Origin of the sequence: Pseudarthrobacter enclensis (genome assembly GCF_001457025.1) — a bacterium.
Taxonomy (GTDB): domain Bacteria; phylum Actinomycetota; class Actinomycetes; order Actinomycetales; family Micrococcaceae; genus Arthrobacter; species Arthrobacter enclensis.
Genome location: NZ_KQ758603.1, coordinates 73,380 through 90,004, shown reverse-complemented (window position 1 = coordinate 90,004; position 16,625 = coordinate 73,380). Strand labels below are relative to the sequence as shown.

At 68.9% G+C, this 16,625-nt stretch carries 16 protein-coding genes; 5 read left to right on the top strand and 11 right to left on the bottom strand.

Annotated elements, in window-relative coordinates; genetic code table 11:
* The first annotated feature begins 48 nt into the window (after positions 1-48).
* The gene (locus tag AS031_RS12855) at positions 49-1,350 is read left to right on the top strand and encodes a GAF domain-containing protein (RefSeq protein WP_058268562.1); all 1,302 of its coding nucleotides are present in this window, start codon (positions 49-51) and stop codon (positions 1,348-1,350) included.
* A 9-nt stretch (positions 1,351-1,359) separates the two neighbouring features.
* Here AS031_RS12855 and AS031_RS12850 read toward each other — a convergent pair whose 3' ends face one another.
* Entirely contained in the window at positions 1,360-2,142 is a 783-nt protein-coding gene (locus AS031_RS12850; RefSeq protein ID WP_058268561.1) for an SDR family oxidoreductase, read from the bottom strand.
* 181 nt (positions 2,143-2,323) lie between these two features.
* Here AS031_RS12850 and AS031_RS12845 point away from each other — a divergent pair, with 181 nt between their 5' ends.
* Entirely contained in the window at positions 2,324-3,913 is a 1,590-nt protein-coding gene (locus tag AS031_RS12845) for an alkaline phosphatase D family protein (protein WP_058268560.1), read from the top strand.
* 74 nt (positions 3,914-3,987) lie between these two features.
* On the opposite strand, the gene AS031_RS12840 is transcribed toward AS031_RS12845, so the two are convergent.
* On the bottom strand, positions 3,988-4,854 hold the full coding sequence (locus AS031_RS12840; RefSeq protein ID WP_058268559.1) for a glycoside hydrolase family 25 domain-containing protein: 867 nt from the start codon (positions 4,852-4,854) through the stop codon (positions 3,988-3,990).
* 251 nt (positions 4,855-5,105) lie between these two features.
* Between AS031_RS12840 and AS031_RS12835 the strand changes: the two genes are divergently transcribed.
* The 3 genes from AS031_RS12835 to AS031_RS12825 are packed head-to-tail and all read left to right on the top strand — an operon-like array spanning position 5,106 to position 6,958.
* The gene (locus AS031_RS12835) at positions 5,106-5,828 is read left to right on the top strand and encodes a hemerythrin domain-containing protein (protein ID WP_058268558.1); all 723 of its coding nucleotides are present in this window, start codon (positions 5,106-5,108) and stop codon (positions 5,826-5,828) included.
* A 3-nt stretch (positions 5,829-5,831) separates the two neighbouring features.
* A complete protein-coding gene (locus tag AS031_RS12830) occupies positions 5,832-6,284 on the top strand; it encodes a hypothetical protein (protein ID WP_058268557.1) in 453 nt (150 codons plus the stop codon).
* Positions 6,215-6,958: an alpha/beta fold hydrolase gene (locus AS031_RS12825; protein WP_058268556.1), complete on the top strand. Its 744-nt coding sequence runs from the start codon at positions 6,215-6,217 to the stop codon at positions 6,956-6,958. The genes AS031_RS12830 and AS031_RS12825 overlap by 70 nt, the downstream gene beginning before the upstream one ends.
* 540 nt (positions 6,959-7,498) lie before the next feature.
* Here AS031_RS12825 and AS031_RS12820 read toward each other — a convergent pair.
* Genes AS031_RS12820 through AS031_RS12780 form a run of 9 tightly spaced genes read right to left on the bottom strand, consistent with a single transcriptional unit; the run spans position 7,499 to position 16,455 of the window.
* A complete protein-coding gene (locus AS031_RS12820; protein WP_058268555.1) occupies positions 7,499-8,173 on the bottom strand; it encodes an SDR family NAD(P)-dependent oxidoreductase in 675 nt (224 codons plus the stop codon).
* Positions 8,170-9,408, bottom strand: a complete 1,239-nt coding sequence (locus AS031_RS12815; RefSeq protein WP_058268554.1) for a sialidase family protein — start codon at positions 9,406-9,408, stop codon at positions 8,170-8,172. The genes AS031_RS12820 and AS031_RS12815 overlap by 4 nt, the downstream gene beginning before the upstream one ends.
* A gap of 5 nt (positions 9,409-9,413) precedes the next feature.
* Positions 9,414-10,190 (bottom strand): HpcH/HpaI aldolase family protein, encoded by a 777-nt coding sequence (locus AS031_RS12810; protein ID WP_058268553.1) that lies wholly within the window; start codon positions 10,188-10,190, stop codon positions 9,414-9,416.
* A gap of 54 nt (positions 10,191-10,244) precedes the next feature.
* Positions 10,245-11,234 (bottom strand): aldo/keto reductase, encoded by a 990-nt coding sequence (locus tag AS031_RS12805; RefSeq protein ID WP_058268552.1) that lies wholly within the window; start codon positions 11,232-11,234, stop codon positions 10,245-10,247.
* Between the two features lie 44 nt (positions 11,235-11,278).
* The gene (locus AS031_RS12800; protein ID WP_058268551.1) at positions 11,279-12,106 is read right to left on the bottom strand and encodes an ATP-binding cassette domain-containing protein; all 828 of its coding nucleotides are present in this window, start codon (positions 12,104-12,106) and stop codon (positions 11,279-11,281) included.
* On the bottom strand, positions 12,103-13,011 hold the full coding sequence (locus AS031_RS12795; RefSeq protein WP_058268550.1) for an ABC transporter ATP-binding protein: 909 nt from the start codon (positions 13,009-13,011) through the stop codon (positions 12,103-12,105). The genes AS031_RS12800 and AS031_RS12795 overlap by 4 nt, the downstream gene beginning before the upstream one ends.
* A 1-nt stretch (position 13,012) precedes the next feature.
* Positions 13,013-13,945: an ABC transporter permease gene (locus AS031_RS12790; RefSeq protein ID WP_058268549.1), complete on the bottom strand. Its 933-nt coding sequence runs from the start codon at positions 13,943-13,945 to the stop codon at positions 13,013-13,015.
* The gene (locus tag AS031_RS12785) at positions 13,942-14,877 is read right to left on the bottom strand and encodes an ABC transporter permease (RefSeq protein WP_058268548.1); all 936 of its coding nucleotides are present in this window, start codon (positions 14,875-14,877) and stop codon (positions 13,942-13,944) included. The genes AS031_RS12790 and AS031_RS12785 overlap by 4 nt, the downstream gene beginning before the upstream one ends.
* Before the next feature lie 3 nt (positions 14,878-14,880).
* Positions 14,881-16,455: an ABC transporter substrate-binding protein gene (locus AS031_RS12780; protein ID WP_058268547.1), complete on the bottom strand. Its 1,575-nt coding sequence runs from the start codon at positions 16,453-16,455 to the stop codon at positions 14,881-14,883.
* Positions 16,456-16,625 lie beyond the last annotated feature (170 nt).

Sequence of the window (16,625 nt, the reverse complement as noted above, 5' to 3'; positions counted from 1 at the left end):
AGCGGCGTTACACGGATCCGGCAAGGGTGCCGGCTGTGAGGAGGAAACGTGGACCACGGCCTGAAATTTTCGGACCCGGCGACGTATGCGCGGACGCTCCGGCGTGCGCATGAGCTGGTGATTGCCGGAGTCCAGCGGCCTGAAATTCCCACACGGCTGGTGGACTCCTGGCACCGGTCCATGGCCTTGGGCATCAGCCCGGACCAGCACAGCCCGCGGCACCTGCACGAGGTCTCCGAGGTACTGAAAATCCGCCGGGAACATCGCCTGCAGCAGGTGATGCCAGCCCTCCAAGACCTCCTGGCCGACGATTCCCGCTCCGGGCGGCACCTGCTGGTACTGACCGACGCCGGCGGCGAGGTCCTGTGGCGGGTAGGCAGCCCCGAGGTCCTCCGCCGGGCAGACCAGCTGGAGTTCCTGGAAGGTGCCGACTGGTCCGAGGCCGGTATCGGGACCAACGCCATCAGCGAGGCCCTGGTCACCGGCGGCCCTGTCCAGCTGTTTTCCGCGGAACACTTGGTGCGCACGCACCACGAGTGGGCCTGCACGGCGGCGCCCATCACGGACCCGGCCACGGGACGGGTGCTGGGCGTGCTGGATGTTTCGGGACCGCTGGATACCATCAGCGCGGACACGCTGCGGATGGTGCGGTGTGCCGTGCGCGTGGCGGAGGCCTTGCTGGGAACGTCCGACGGCGGCACTCACCCGGGTGCCTTCTCTTCGGTGGCTGCCACGTCCGTGGGCGCGCCGCTGCGGCCCACGCCCGCTTCGGCACGATCCGTGGCGGTAAAGTCCCTGGAACTGCTCGGCGACAAGCCCGCGGCGGTGTTCGCTGACGGGAGCCGCGCACCGCTGACCCTGCGGCGGGCGGAAATCCTGGCGCTGCTGGATTCCCGGTCGCAGGGCTGGTCCGCGGAGGAACTGGCCTGCGAGCTCCATGGAGATGCCGGAACCCCGCAGGCCATCCGGACCGAGATGTTCCGCGTGCGGTCCATGCTGGGCGGCGCCGTGGAGTCCACCCCGTACCGGCTGGCCCCGGGATTGGCCGGGCATACCGACTCAGGGCGGGTATTAAGGCTGCTGCGGGCCGGCATGGTTGGCGAGGCGGTGGAGGCCTACCGCGCTCCCCTGCTCAGCCGGTCCGGCACGCTGGCCGTCCAACTGCTGCGTGACCAGCTGGACCTCGCCGTGGCATCCGCCGTGCGGGCCAGCGGGGATGCCGACCTGCTGGTGCGTTGGCTTTCAACGGATATGGGGGCTGCTGATTCCCTTGCCGTGGATGCCCTGGGCGGGCTGGTGGGGCTCAACGATGCCCGGTACCTGGCTTTCCGGGCGAGCGCCGGCGTGTGAACCCCGCCCTCACCACACTGAATCGCCGCGCAGGACCACGTCGCTGCCGCCGTCCACGTAGATGACCTGCCCGCACAAGTGCGTGTTGTCGGGGCTGTTCAGCCACGCCAGCAAGCGGGCCACCACGATGGGCTCGGCGATGCCGTTCAGCGGCATCGGCACGATCCCCAGCAGTGCTTCGCGGCCCTCGGGGGTGGCGATCAGGTCAGCGGTCATGGGCGTGGCGATGATGCCGGGCGAGACGGCGTTCAGCGGGATGCCGGCGCCGGCCCACTCCCCGGCGGCTGCCCGGCGGCGGACCCAACGGGAAAGCCCCAGCTTGGTGGACGAGTAGATCAGCTGGCCGGTGGCGGCGGGTTCCTTGGCCAGGACCTCCGCACGGGCCAAGGCTGCCGGTTCGTCCCCGGCGGCCAGCAGGGCCACGAGCTCATCGTCGGTGGCCATGAGGGCCGCCATGGAGGAGACCAGCAGGGCGCGCGGCGCGTCCGAGCCGGCCAGCAGCGGCCGCAGGCCTTCCAGCGTGGCCACGGTGCCGAAGTAGTTCACGGCCACGGTGGCAGGGGCGGGCAGGGCGAGTCCGGCCACGGCGTACACGGCGTCGATGCTGCCGCCGGCAGCGGTCCGCACCGCGTCCACCATCGCGGTCCGGCCGTCTGTGGTGGCGAGGTCCGCCACCACGTCGGCGTCATGGATGTCCACCCCAATGACGCGTTCACCGCGGCCCTCCAGCAGTTCCCTGGTGGCCTTGCCGATTCCGGAGGCGGAGCCGGTGATGACGGAGGTGCGGGGCATGGTGGTTCCTTCGTTTGGCAGTGCAGGGTCCGGCTACCACTGTCCCGTCAGTCCTCACCCGGGGCCAGAGTCCAACGGCCCACGGGGGTTACGCTTGGGATCGACTGTTCTTGTCACGCAGTTAACCGTCCATTCATATCCCCCTCAGAGATTGTCCAGCTGGCCTTCCTAGGTTCGGAGCATGGACAACATTTCCCGCAGAACCCTCATCTCCGCCGGCCTGGGCGCAGGCATCGTCGCCGCCCTGCCAAGTGCCGCCGTCGCGGTTTCCACCGCAGACGACGCCGGCCTCCGCACCGACCCCTTCCTGCTCGGCATCGCGTCCGGCGAGCCGTGGCCGGACGGCTTCGTGCTGTGGACGCGCCTGGCGCTGAACCCGGTGGCGGAGGACGGCCTGGGCGGCATGCCCTCCCGCCCCGTGGCCGTGCAGTGGGAAGTGGCCGAAGACCAGGGCATGCGCAAGGTGGTGGCCAGCGGCGTGGAGCAGGCCCGTCCCGAGTCCGCGCACTCGGTGCACGTTGAGCTGCGGGGATTGAAGGCGGGACGCGAGTACTTCTACCGGTTCCGCGCCGGCCGCCATGTCAGCCCTGTGGGCCGCACCCTCACCACCCCTGCCCTGCACGAGACGCCCGCCGCGCTGGCCATGGCGTTCGCCAGCTGCGCCCAGTACGAGCACGGCTACTTCACCGCCTACAAGCGCCTGGCCGAGGATCACCCGGACCTGGTGCTGCACCTGGGCGACTACCTCTACGAGTACAAGAAGGGCAGCTACGTGCTCGGCGGCGGCAACCCGCGCGACCATGAGGGCCCGGAGACCGTCACACTGGAGACCTACCGGCAGCGCCACGCACAGTACAAGGCCGACGCCGACCTGCAGGCCTCGCACGCCATCGCGCCCTGGGCGGTGGTCTGGGATGACCACGAGGTGGACAACAACTGGGCGGACGACGTCCCGGAGAACAGCGACGCCGGCCAGCTCAATGACACCACCGCGAACTTCCGCCGACGCCGGGCGGCAGCGTTCCAGGCGTACTACGAGAACATGCCGCTGCGCCCGTCGTCCCTGCCGGCCGGGCCGGACATGAAGATCTACCGCAGGATCCAGTGGGGCCAGCTGGCCAACTTCCACATGATGGACACCCGGCAGTACCGCGACGACCAGCTCGCCGGCGACGGCTGGAAGAAGAACGTGGCGGAGCGCCTGGCCGAGGACCGGACCATCACCGGCGCCGAGCAGGAAAAGTGGCTGCTGGAGGGTTTCAAAAACTCCACCCAGCGGTGGGACATCCTGGGCCAGCAGGTCTTCTTCGCCGAACGGGACCGCGCCCAGGCCCTGGACGTGGACGACGTGTCGATGGACGGCTGGGACGGGTACGTATCCTCCCGCCGGCGCATCACCCGGGGCTGGGTGGACGCCAACGTCCGCAACGCCGTCGTCCTCACCGGCGACGTGCACCGCAACTGGGCCAACGACGTCAAGGTGGACTACAAGGACCCGGCCTCCCCCGTGGTGGGCTCGGAGCTGGTGTGCACGTCCATCACTTCCACAGGCAACGGCACCGGCTCCACCACGGACCCGGTCATGGCGTGGAATCCGCACCTGAAGTTCTACAACGACAACCGCGGCTACGTGAACACCCGCATCACCAGGGACGCCATGACCGCCGATTTCCGGGTCCTGGACCATGTCACGACGCCGGGCGCACCGGTGTCCACGAAGGCCTCCTTCGAGATCCGTGACGGAGTCCCGGGCCTCCAGGCGCGCGCCTGACCCTTCGCGTGATCCGGTTCCAGCCATAAGTGACGCAAACGCGCTGGCGGGGCTCCCGGAGGCTAGGTGGCTGCCTATTTAGCTGCCGGCTTACAGGCGTTGTCGTAGTCCAGTCCGGCCGAGACGTACTGGGTCACCGTGACCGGGCTGCCGGGGGTCAGGCCAGGCAGGGAGCAGTTCGATTGCGCTCCCCGCAGGGTTTTGGCCCCCGCCAGCCAGCTGGGCAGGCCGGCCAGGGGGCTGCCCGCCGGCACCGTCCCCGCGATGGTTCCCCACTGGCTGCCGGTGGAGTAGATGCCCACCCCGGCCGGCTTCCCGTTCGGGTCCGTCCGGCCAGCGGTGATGCCCTTGAAGTAGCCGGCCATCCCTTCGAGCGTGGCGCGGTTCAGGGCCGTGGCGTTCGAGGTGCCTGTCTGCCAGCTGTTGCCGGTCTCCACATCCAGCCACCAGACGTAGTTGCCGGGGTTCGTGATGCCCCGGATGGTGGCGTCGTCGTAGGCCTTGGCGTAGCCGTACATGTAGGAGCACGGCAGGTCTACTGGCCCCTCAGCTGCACCCTTGGCGTCACATGTCCCGTAGGGATTGGGAACGCTGGCGTTCCCGTAGGTGTTGGATGATGGCCACCAGGAGCCCTCGTGCCCCGGGTTGGCGGTGTTCACGTACAAGGCGACCTTCGGTTGGGTGGTTCCGCCGGTTGCCTTGCCCGCCGCCCAGTCGAGCTGGTCACGGAGGCAGGGATTCGTGTTGTTAGCCAGCCCTCCGGTCACGCCCACGATCGCGAAAGCCGGGGATGCGGGCAGCGTCTTGCCGCACTGGGGCCAGGACACATCGTTGCCCACCGGGTCCGTGCCGCCGGCGGGCGGTGCTGCCGCAGCCGGAGCCATTCCTGCGGCCAGCAGACCCAGGAGGGCCAGGAACACACCTGTCAGCTTCTTCGTCATAGGGGCTATCTTGCGCCCGCGCCGGCGGGCTGGGTAGGGGAAGCAGCCCCTCACTTTGGCGAGGGGACGACGGCGGTGCGTCCCGCCGTCGTCCATCACACCGCGGGCCCGCGGCCGACGGTCCCGCCTCCGGGTGCCGCCCTGCCCGGCCTGACGCCTTGAGCTTTTCCGGCATTGTTTGCCGTGGGGCCCGGGGTTACGATGCTCGCGGGGAGAGGGCCTGGTCTCGCACGACGAACAGGGGCCCTCCCATGACCGACTTCTTCACCATGCAGCCCGGCGAAACCGCCGCTCCCCTCCCGCCGGGGCCCGTCCTGTGCACCGGGACCGCCGCCATGCGCAGGATCCACCGCTTCTTCCTTTGGGCCTACGGCGAGGCGCCCGGGCTGGTGCGGTCGGTGGCCGGCGACACGTCGCGCGCGGCCTACGTCGGGGAGGTGCTGGGCAACTTCGACATGGTGCTGCACGTCCACCACGAGGGCGAGGACCTGCTGATGTACCCGCCCCTGGAACAGCGCGCCCCCGGCTGCGTCCTGCACATCGCCCAGATGCTGGAGCACCACCGCCAGGTCACGCAGCGGCTGGAGCGGATCGAACCGGTGCGGCTGCGGTGGATGCGGACAGCGGACCCCTCCGACGCGTCCGAACTCGCTGCGCTGTACGAGGACCTGAAGGCCGTCCTGGACGTGCACCTGCGCCGCGAGGTCACGGAGGTCATGCCGGTGGTGGACCGGGTGATGACCGAGAAGGAGGCCGCGGCGGTGGGCCAGCACGGCATCGACAAGTTCGACAAGAAATTCATGGTGGCCTACCTCGGCATGGTGCTGGCCACCAACCCGCCCGCGGACCGCGCCGAGCTGTTCAAGGAGATCCCGGCGCCGGTCCGGTTGGCCTACAAGCTGGTGGGCCGCCGGATGTACCGGAAGCAGTACGCTACGCTCTTCCCGGGCCGGCCCATCCCCGAGACCCTGTAGCCGATGGTCCAGCGACCGGCCGCGGTGGTGGCGGTCAAAGCGGTGCACACGCTGGCGTGGTTCTCCATTGAGGCGTGCGTGGTCTACGTGCTGGCGGCGGGGCTGGCCGGGCGCACTGACAAGCGCGTGGGGGTTGCGGCCGCCGTAGTGGCCGGCGAATCCCTGGTGTTCGCCGGCAACGGCTTCCGGTGCCCGCTCACCGGCCTGGCCGAACGCTACGGCGCTGAGAGCGGGTCCGTCACGGACATCTACCTGCCCCGGTGGTTCGCGCAGAACCTCCCCGCCATCCACGTCCCGCTCCTGGTCCTGATGGCCTACCTCCACGCCCGGAACCTCCGCCGCCGGCGTCCCATTGCGCTGGCCGGGCGCGGGCGTATGGTTCTTCCATGGAACCGATTCCGGTCATTTTGCTTCCCGGCGCAGTCCTTCCTGCGGAGCTGGCCTACGGCGCTCTGATCAACGCTTTGGGGCCGGGCGTGCAGGCGGTTGCGAAGGAACTGGAGCTCTACCGGGGCAGTGCGCCGCCGCCCGGCTGGAGCCTGGACACCGAGGTTGACGGTGTCCTCCGGGAAGCCGACTCGCGGGGCTGGCAGACGTTCCACCTGCTGGGCTATTCGGGCGGCGGTTCGGTGGCGCTGGCGTTCGCCGCGAAGCATCCGGAGCGGCTGCAGAGCCTTGCCGTGCTGGAACCGGCGTGGGCGGGGAACTGGGACTGGAGCCGCTCCTACGCCGAACACCGCCGGTTATTCGACGAATTGGAGGGCCTGCCGCCGGAGGAGTTCATGGCCGGCTTCATGCGGCTGCAGGTAAGGCCCGACGTCGTCCTGCCGCCTGCAGAGCCTGGTCCCCCGCCGCCGTGGATGGCCAAGCGGCCCGCCGGGATCCTGGCTTTCCTGCGCACGTTCAAGGAATACGACCTTGACCGGTCACGGCTCGCCGCGTTCAGCCGGCCCGTGTACTACGCCGTGGGCGGGCTGAGCCATCCGGACGACCAGGGCGACGTCGCCGCCCGGCTGGCCCGGGTGTTCTTCCCCGACTTCCACCTCGAGGTGTTTCCGCGGCGCCACCACTTCGATCCGCCGCACCGGGTTGAGCCCGAACGGCTGGCGGAGTCGCTGCACCGGCACTGAGACCTTGCCGAGGGGCGTCCCGCTGGGCATCCCGAGGTGCTTCCTTCGGCGGCTTGTTGACCGGGGCGCGCCCAGCCCGGATTGGCGGGGCATGGACGCCGTGGACGCTGGAACGGGGCGGGGACGCTGAACCGGTCCAGCGTCCCCGCACCGTTCCAGCGATTTGGGCGGGTGGCGGGCACAAAGCCAGCCACCCGCCGTCGTACGTTCTCATTGGCTGAGGCGTCCGCGCTAGAGGCAGACCGGCTGGAACGCGGGGTCTGCCGGCCCGGACGCGCGGCCCAGGGCGTTGCCCACCCTCTGGTGCACCACGGGGGGCGTTGGGAGTCTGATCGTGCTCGAAGACGTCGGCCGGGCACTTGTCCTGGAGGGTGAGGTTGGAACCTGACGCGCCCAGCCCGGGTTGCGTGCGCCTCTCGAGCGCCGAGGACGCTGGAACGGTGCGGGGACGCTGAACCGGTCCAGCGTCCCCGCACCGTTCCAGCGATTTGGGCGGAGCAGCCGGGAGAACCCGGGGCTGGCCACCACCAGGGAGCGGGGTCAGAGGGAGGCGCCGCCGCAGATCACGTAGTTCTGGCCTGTGATCGACTTGCCGTGCGGGCCCAGCAGGAAGGCGGCCAGGGCGGCCACGTCTTCCGGGTCCACCAGCGCGCCGAGGGCCGGCAGCTTCACCGGGGTGGCGGCGCGGCCGGGGTCGTTCAGCATCGGAGTGTCGGTCGGGCCCGGGGACAGCACGTTGACCGTGATCCCGCGCGGCGCCAGCTCCTGGGCCCATGTCCGGCCCAGCCCCATCAGCGCAGCCTTCGTTGCTGCATAGTGGCTCTTGCCCGGCATCCCCGTGGAGGTGCGGCTGCCGAGCAGGACGATCCGGCCGCCGTCGGGCATAGTGGGCACCAGCGCGTTGGCCAGCACCGACGCGGCCGCCACGTGGACGGTGAACATGCCCGCGAGCGCGGACGGATCAAGGGAACCCATATGCGCGGTCCGCTGGAACCCGGCGGCATGCACCAGGGCATCCGCCGGCTCGAGCGAAGAGACCACAGAAGCCAGCGAATCAGGCTCGGAAAGATCTGCCTGCAGCCACTCGAACTTCCCGTCCAGGGCGGACTCGGTACGGCTCAGCCCCGTGACCTTCCAGCCGTCGGCCAGCAGCCGCTCAGCGATCGCCTTGCCGATGCCCGAGCTGGTGCCAGTGACCACCGCGTGCTTGGTCATGCGTCCCCGCCCGGAGTGGTGCTGCCCTCGTACGCCCACTGCGGATCAACCCGGACGAACTTGATGGCCTGCCGGAAATACGTGTACGCAATGTTCAGCGCACCGTCCGGGCCCTGGTGGATGGACGGGTAGGAGTATTCGCGGTTGAGCCCGTCGCGGGAGTTGTTGGACAGGCAGTACCCGTCCCCCACGTCCAGGTTCCGGCGGATCGGCCAGGTCCGGCCGGAGTCCTCGGAGATGGCCAGGGTCATCGGCGAGCGCGGCGTGCCCCAGAAGGCGCGCTTCACGCCGTCGTCCTCGGAGAAAGCCGAGGCATCCGGCTCGGCAACGCCCTGCTCGTCAGCCAGGCCGTCGTCGTCGATCTCGTCATAGAGCGAGAGGCGCCGCTCGGTGCCCTCCCCCGCCCGGCTGTGGTTGTACACCAGGGCCAGGCGGCCGTCGGCCAAGGCCACAAACTGGATGGACGAGTTGTTGTTGGGCAGCTCGGTGGGGACCGGCTCGCTCCAGGTGGAGCCGTCGTCCGTGGAGCGGGATTCGTAGATGGAGTCGGCCCAGCGGCTGCGGAACAGGGCCAGCAGCGAGCCGTCGGCCACGGGCTGGATGTTCATGTGGACGCAGCCCAGGCTGCCGGGCAGAACGGTTTCGGTCCAGGTGGCGCCGGCGTCGTCGGAGATCATCACGGCGCTGTCGTCGCTGTTGCCCACCCACTTCTCCCCCGGCGTGGTGATGCAGCGGAAGATCGGGATGATCATCCGGCCGGACGGGAGCACCACTGGCAACTGGCGGACGAACACGCCGCCGGTCTCGTTGGCCGGGAAGAGGATTTCCACGTCGCCCCAGGTGCGGCCGCTGTCCAGGGAAATACGACGGCGGACCTCGGCCGTGTCCTGGTTGCCCGCCTTCTGCGCGGTGTACAGCAGCCAGAGGGCGCCGTCAGTGTTGGTGAACAGGATGGGGTTCTGCTCCGAGCGGGTGGAGTCGTCCGAGAGCTGCTCGGGTGCGGACCACTGCTTGCTGCCCGGTTCCAGGGTAGAGAACCAGATGGAGATGTCCGGGACGCCTTCCTGGGTGCCGCCGAACCAGACGCAGCCCAGCCGGCCGTCCGGGAGGGTGAGCAGGTTGGCCGCGTGGCTCTGCACGGTGGGCGCGGGCAGGTAGGCGAAGTCGGCGCCATCGGCCGTCTTGACCGTCCCGTCCGGGGTGATGGTGCTGTAGCTGTCCGTGGTGGTGGTCATGATGATTAGTCCTTGGAAGTAGCGGCGTCGAGGTGGGACTTGGCGATCTGTTCCAGGTGCGTCAGGTCCGAGGCGATGGTGGTGAAGGTGTAGCCCTGCTTCAGGCGCTGGTTGGCCACCGTCCCGGCAGGCGTGTGGATGCCGGCGGCGATCCCCGCAGACGCGGCGGCCTCGGCGATGGTCTCCAGGGCGGCATTGAATTCGGTCTCGACGGCGGGATCCCCGGGGAACGCCCCGCCCACCGCGATGGCGAGGTCGGACGGGCCTACGTAGATGCCGTCCAGGCCGGGGGTGGCGCAGATTTCCTTGACGTTGGCCAGGCCCTCGGGGGTCTCGATCATGGCGAACACCATGGTGGTGGCGTTGGCCTCGGCAGGCACGGGGCCCACGCGCAGCGCCGAGCGCATGGGGCCGTAGGAGCGGCCACCCAGCGGCGGGTACTTCGCTGCCGCCACGGCTGCGGCGGCGTCCCCGGCGTTGTTGATGAGCGGAACGATGACGCCCACGGCCCCGGCGTCCAATGCCTTGCCGATCGCGGTGAAGTCGTTGGCCTCCACCCGGACCATGCCGACGGCGGTGTGCCCGGCGTCGACGGCCATCAGCCCGTTGAGCACGCCCGAGTAGCCGAGCAGTCCGTGCTGCGCGTCCAGGGCCACGTAATCGTAGCCGAGCCGGCCGATGCGTTCGGTGGCCACGGGCGCGTCCAGCACCGCCCAATAGCCCACCGCCTGCTCACGGGCGCGGATCTTGCGGGCGAATTCGAGGGCCAGTTGGGAGGTCATCAGAGTCCTTCAGTCAGTTCGGTTCAGGTTCAGGCGGCGGGCAAGTAGAGAAGATCAGCGGTTGTAGGCGGGCATCGGGCCGCGGAGCGAGGTGCCCACGGCATCGCAGGCTTCCACGACGTCGGCCGGCAGCGGTCCGTTGGCCACGGCGGCGATGTTGGCGCGCAGCTGCTCCACCTTGGACCCGCCGAGCAGCATGGACCCAACCCCGTCCCGGTAGGCGAGCCAGCGCAGCGACAGCTCGGCCAGCGGGATGCCGGCGTCGGAGGCGATCCGGGACAGTTCACCGATCGCATCGAACAGCTGCTTGTCCCAGTACCGCTGCGTGTACATGGCGGCGAGCTTGGAGTCGCCGTAGCGGCCCTCGGTGGGCTTGGCGTCAAAGCTGTGCTTGCCGGTGAGCAGGCCGCCGCCCAGCGGGTTGTAGACCATGGTGTACACGTCATGGGTGGCGGCGAACTCGAGGTATTCCTCCTCCAGCCGGCGGGCCACCAGGTTGTAGAGCTGCTGCGCGACGACGGGACGCGGCGCCCCGACTTCACGCGCCGTATGCACCACGTCGGCGATCTGCCAGGCGGCGAAGTTGGAGACGCCCAGCGCACCGATCTTCCCCTCGGCAACCAGCTCGGCCACAGTGGACAGGGTCGAGGCCAGCGGCGTGGCCCGGTCCGGCTGGTGCAGGTAGAACAGGTCGATGCTGTCCACGTTCAGGCGGCGGAGGCTGCCCTCGACGCTGGCGCGCAGCCCGGCAGGAGACAAAGGCGAATTGGAGCCGTGGTCCGCATGAGGCATGCCTGCCTTGGAAGCCAGGATGACGCCGTCGCGCTTTCCCTTCAGGAGCCGGGCCAGCATCTCCTCGGTGATCCCGCCCACGTAGGCGTTGGCGGTGTCGATGGTGGTGATGCCGGCGGCGAGCGCCTCCTCCACCATCCGGCCGGCGGTGGCTTCATCGGCGGTGTCACCGAAGGTCATGGTTCCAAGGACCAGCCGGGAGATGGGGAGTTTCAGGCCGTCCACCGGGGTGCCGTCGGGCTGCGTGCTCATGCGTTAATTCCTCGTGGTTGCGTTCGTCAGTGGGTTGCGTTCAGTTACTGGTTGGCCAGGGCCAGGGAGCGGACCACGTGCCGGGGCTTGAGCCCGGTCATGGTGGAGGGGTCCAGGGCCGCGCGGCGGAGCTTGCGGGTGTAGTCCTCCTTGGGCGTGGTCAGGACGGATTCCGTGGTGCCAAGTTCCACCAGCTTGCCCTTCTGCATCACCATGACGGTATCGCTGATCTCCTGCACCACGCCCAGGTTGTGCGAGATGAACACGTAGGTGATGCCGGTTTCGTCCTGGATGGACTTCAGCAGCCGCAGCACCTGGGCCTGCACGGAGACGTCCAGCGCGCTGGTGGCCTCGTCGCAGACCAGCAGCTCGGGCTTGGAGGCGAGCGCCCGGGCGATGCCGATGCGCTGGCGCTGTCCGCCGGAGAACTCGGAGGGCCGTTTCTCCAGGGACCGGACGGGCAGGCCCACCTGGTCGATCAGCTTGGCCGCCGCCGCGTGCCGCTCAGCCTTGGAGCGGATGCCCTGCAGCTTCAGCGGCTCGGCCACGATTTCCTGCGCGGTCATGTGCGGGTCCAGCGAGCCGTACGGGTCTTGGAACACCATCTGGAACTTGGAGCGCAGCGGCCGGAGCTTGGCCTCGCTCATGGACGCGATGTCGGTGCCGTCCAGGGTGATGCTCCCGCTGGTGGGGGTGACAAGGCGCATGAGGGCCTTGGCTACGGTGGACTTGCCGCAGCCGGATTCGCCCACCACGGCGATGGTCTTGCCTTTGTCCACGGAGAAGGAGACGTCGTCCACGGCCCGGAAGGTGCCGCCGGGGACGTGGTAGTCCACCACCAGGTTGTCGACGGCGAGGAACGGCTTGGTCATGGCTTGGCTCCGGTCTGGGTGAGGGCGGGGTCGGTGGTGGCGGCGCGGCGGCCGGTGGCGGCGGGGGTTTCGTCCCACTCCCCCAGGACGGGCACGGCGGCCAGCAGGGACTGCGTGTATTCGGTGGCGGGGTGGTCCACGATCTGCTGGACCTCGCCGGACTCCACGAACGCGCCGTCCTTCATCACGTGGATGCGGTCCGAGATGAGCCGGGCGACGCCGAGGTCGTGCGTGATCATCAGGATGCCGATGCCGCGCTGTTCCTGCAGTTCCAGCAGCAGGTCCAGGATGCCGGCCTGCACGGTGACGTCCAGGGCGGAGGTGGGCTCGTCCGCCACCAGCAGCTGTGGCTCTGAGGCCAGCGCGATGGCGATCAGCACGCGCTGCAGCATGCCGCCGGAGAGCTGGTGCGGGTACTTCTTCAGCTGCTTCTCCGGCGTGGGGATGTGCACCTGCTCCAGCAGCCGCACGGCCCGGGCCTGCAGGGCGGCCTTGTCCTTGGCGGACGCGGCGCCGGCGATGCTGATGGCTTCGAACAGCTGGCTGCCGATCGAGTGGACCGGGCTGAGCGCCGTCATGGGGTCCTGCGGGATGAGCGCCAGGGTCCTGCCGCGCACCTTGTCGATGGCCTTGGGGTCAGCGGAGATGTCGACGCCGTCAATCACCACGGTGCCGGACAGTACCGCGAGGTCTTCGGGCAGCAGGCGGAGGATGCCCATCGCCGTCGTCGACTTTCCGGAACCGGACTCGCCGATGATGGTGACCGTCTCGCCGCGGTGGATGCTGAAGCTGACGGCGTCCACGGCGCGGATGATGGCGGTGTCCGTGATGAGCTCCACCTGGAAGTCGCGGACCTCCAGCAGCGGCTGCTCGGTGAACTTCTGGGTTTCAGATGCGGAGGTCATGTCAGGCACCCTTCTTCTTGCGGCGGGGACGGTCGCGGAGGCCGTCGCCCAGCAGGTTGACGCCCACCACCATGAGCACGATCACCAGGCCGGGCAGGGTGACCATCCACCAGGAGGTGGTGATGTAGTCCTGGCCGTCGGAGATGATGCGGCCCCAGGTGGCGAAGGGCCGCTGCGGGCCGGCGCCCAGGAAGGACAGCGCGGATTCGAGCAGCACGGCCTGGGCCAGCAGGAGGAGCACCACCAGGGTTGCCTGCTTGATGACGTTGGGGATGATGTGCTGGATCAGGATCTGGATGCGGTGCAGGCCCAGGATCCGGGCAGCGGAGACGTAGGGCTTTTCGCGTTCCACCAGCACCATGGAGCGGGTGAGGCGGGCAACCTCGGGCCATTGGGCGATGGCGATCACGAACGTGATGACGGGGATGGACGGGCCGAACAGGGCCACCACCAGCAGCAGCATCATCAGCAGCGGCAGGGACATCTGGGCTTCGAGGAGGCGGGAGACGATGGTGTCCACCCAGCCGCCGAAGTAGCCGGCGGCCGCGCCGAGGATCACGCCGATGGCGCCGGAGACCAGGACGGCCAGCAGGCCGATGGTCAGCGACACCTGGCCGCCGTGCAGGACGCGGGAGAGCAGGTCGCGGCCCAGCTGGTCGGTGCCGAACAGGTGCCCGTCGGTCAGCGGGGGCAGCCGGCGGGCGGCGAGGTCCTGGAAGTTGGCGTCCGGCAGCGGGAGCACGTTGGCCAGGATGATCGGGATGATCACCAGCAGGGTGCAGATGGTGCCGACAATCAGCTTCCACTGCGCGGAGCGGCGGCGGCGGGTGGCGCCGGCCTTGGCGATGTCCGCCTTGGTGACGGCGGAGGGGCTGGGCTGCTTCGCCGGTGCGCCGGGCGTACCCGGGGCGGGGGTTGCGGTGTCGAGGCTCATGCTGTGGCCGCCTTTCCAAGACGAACGCGGGGATCAAGGAGCGGGTAGGCGAGGTCGATGAGCAGCTGGACGCCCACCGCCAGGAGCGCGGTAATGAGGACCGTGGCCTGGATGAGGGGGTAGTCGCGGGTTTCGAGGGCCCGGACAATCAGGGAGCCGACGCCGGGCCAGGCGAACACCACTTCGACGACCACCACGCCGTTGAGCATCGCGGCGAACCGGGTGCCCAGGGCGGTGAAGACGGGGATGGCGGAGTTGCCCATGGCGTAGCGCCAAGTGAGGACGGAGTTCTTCACGCCGCGGGAACGGGCCACCGTGAGGTACGGGGCGGCCAGGTTGTTGGTCATTTCGCGGCGGACCATGCGGGAGATCAGGGCGATCTGCAGGATGGCGATGGTGACCGTGGGGAGCACCAGCCCGCCCCAGGTGGCGAAGCCGGAGGCTGGGAACAGCGGGATCAGCACGGCGAAGCCGGTGAGCAGCATGATGCCGGTCCAGAAGTCGGGCATGGACTGCCCGGCGATGGTGAGCACGTTGACGCCAAATTCGCGGCCGGTGTCCGGGCGGCGGGACATCCATACGCCCAGGGGGATGGCGACGGCGGCGGTCAGCAGGATTGCCGACGTCGCCAGGGTCAGGGTGTAGGGCATCCGTTCGAAGACCACCTGCATGGCGGGGGCCTGGAAGGAGTAGGACTGGCCCAGGTTGCCGGTGAACAGCTGCTGGATGAAGATCCAGTACTGCTCCAGGACGGGCTTGTCCAGGCCGAACTGCTGGCGGACGGCTTCGAGCTGTTCGTTGGTGGCCAGCGGGCCGGCGTAGGACACGGCGGGATCGCCGGGGGCCATGCGGATCAGGATGAACACGGTGGACACCGTGAGGAACACGGTGAGCAGGCCCTGTCCCAGGCGCTTGAGGATGTAGTTGGTCATGGCTCAGGCCTCCAGCCGGACGTCAACCAGCGGGTAGGAGTTGGTGGGTGCCAGGTTGATGTTGGACACCCGCTCCCGGTGGGCGAGGACGGACTTGGGCACGAACGCCCAGGCGCAGGGCCAGGTGTCCCAGACTGCCTGCTGTGCTTCGTTGAGCAGTTCCGTCCTGCGGGCCGGGTCCGCCTCGGAGGAGGCGGCCTGGATCTTGGCGGTGACCTCGGGGATCACGTAGCCCTGGTAGGTATCGCGGGTGGCTTCCTTCTCCGGGGTGCCGGAGTACATGCCCTGCAGCATGGTGATGGCCAGGCCGGTGGGGCTGGGGTAGCCGTTGCCCAGGAGGTCCCAGTCGCCCTGCTTGCCCTGGCGCCACGCCAGGATGTTGCCGCCGGGTTCGAACTGCTGCAGCTCGGCCTTGACGCCGATCTTGCCGAACATTTCCACCAGGGCTTCCATCACGGAGGTGTCGGAGGCGAATTCGCCGGTTTCCCAGATGATCTTCAGGGTGAGGTCCTTGACGCCGAGCTCGGCCAGGGTGGCCTTGGCCTTCTCGGGGTCGTAGACGTATTCGCCGGTCTTGTAGTAGCCGGTGAGGCTGGACGGGGTGACGCCCTCGGCCTGGGTGACGGAGTCCACCAGCACGTCCTTGACCAGGGACTGGCCGTCGATGGCCATGCTGAGGGCCTGCCGGACACGCGGATCGGCCAACGGGTGGCCGGCGGGCTTGCGGAAGTTGAAGAAGATCTGGTTCAGGCGCAGGCTGGACGCTTCCTGAAGCTCGACGCCGGGCAGGCCGGCGAGCTGTTCGCGGGAGTCCGGGGTGATGGAGTCGATGACGTCCACCTCGCCGCTGCGCAGCGCGATGACGCGGCTGGATTCCTCGGGCAGGAACCGGACTTCCACGTTTTCGATGGCGGGGGCCGGTCCCCAATAGTTCTTGTTGCGTTCCAGGCTGTAGGTGCCGGCGCCGCGGTTGAACTTGGTGACCACGTAGGGGCCGGTGCCCAGGCCTTCCTGCAGTTCCTCCGGCTTGTTCTGCGCGGCCGGGGTAATCAGGATCATGCTCATGAGGCTGTCCAGGATGGGGATGGACTTCTTGGACACCATCTTGAACGTGCGGTCGTCCACCGGGACCACCTGGGGGAATTCGGGGAAGAAGCCGGCCACGAAGGAGCCCTGGACCTGCTGGTACATCTTCAGGGCGGTGGAGACGTCCTCCACGGTGACGGGGCTGTTGTCCGAGTAGCGGATGTCGTCGCGGAGCTTGACGGTCCATTCGGTGGGGCCGGTCATCTCGAAGCGTTCGGCCAGGACCAGGACGGGCTTGGTTTCGGGACCGATGGCGGTGAGGCCCTGGCGGACGGAGCGCTGCACGGTGACGGCGGCGTCGAACTGGTTGAGCTTGTTGTCCAGGCTGACCAGGGAACGGTTGAGGGCCAGGGTCAGGGTGCTGGGGCCCGGGAGGCCGGTGGGGCCTGCGCAGCCGGCCAGGCTGCCGGTGCCCAGCAAGAACCCGGCGGCCGCGCCGAACTGCAGCAGGCGGCGGCGGGAAATCTCACTTCCTTGAGGAAGAACGGTCATCGTTGACCTCTCGGTAGGTTGGGGACGGCGGGCGGAGTGGCGGCGCCGGATGTTGTGTCCATCACTTTGCCACCTTTGCGCAAAGTGCGCAACCCCTCTAGCGTGATTCGCGCAACCGTGTCATGATGATGAAAGCTTCCCGCTCCATATGGGCCGGGATGACCCGTATG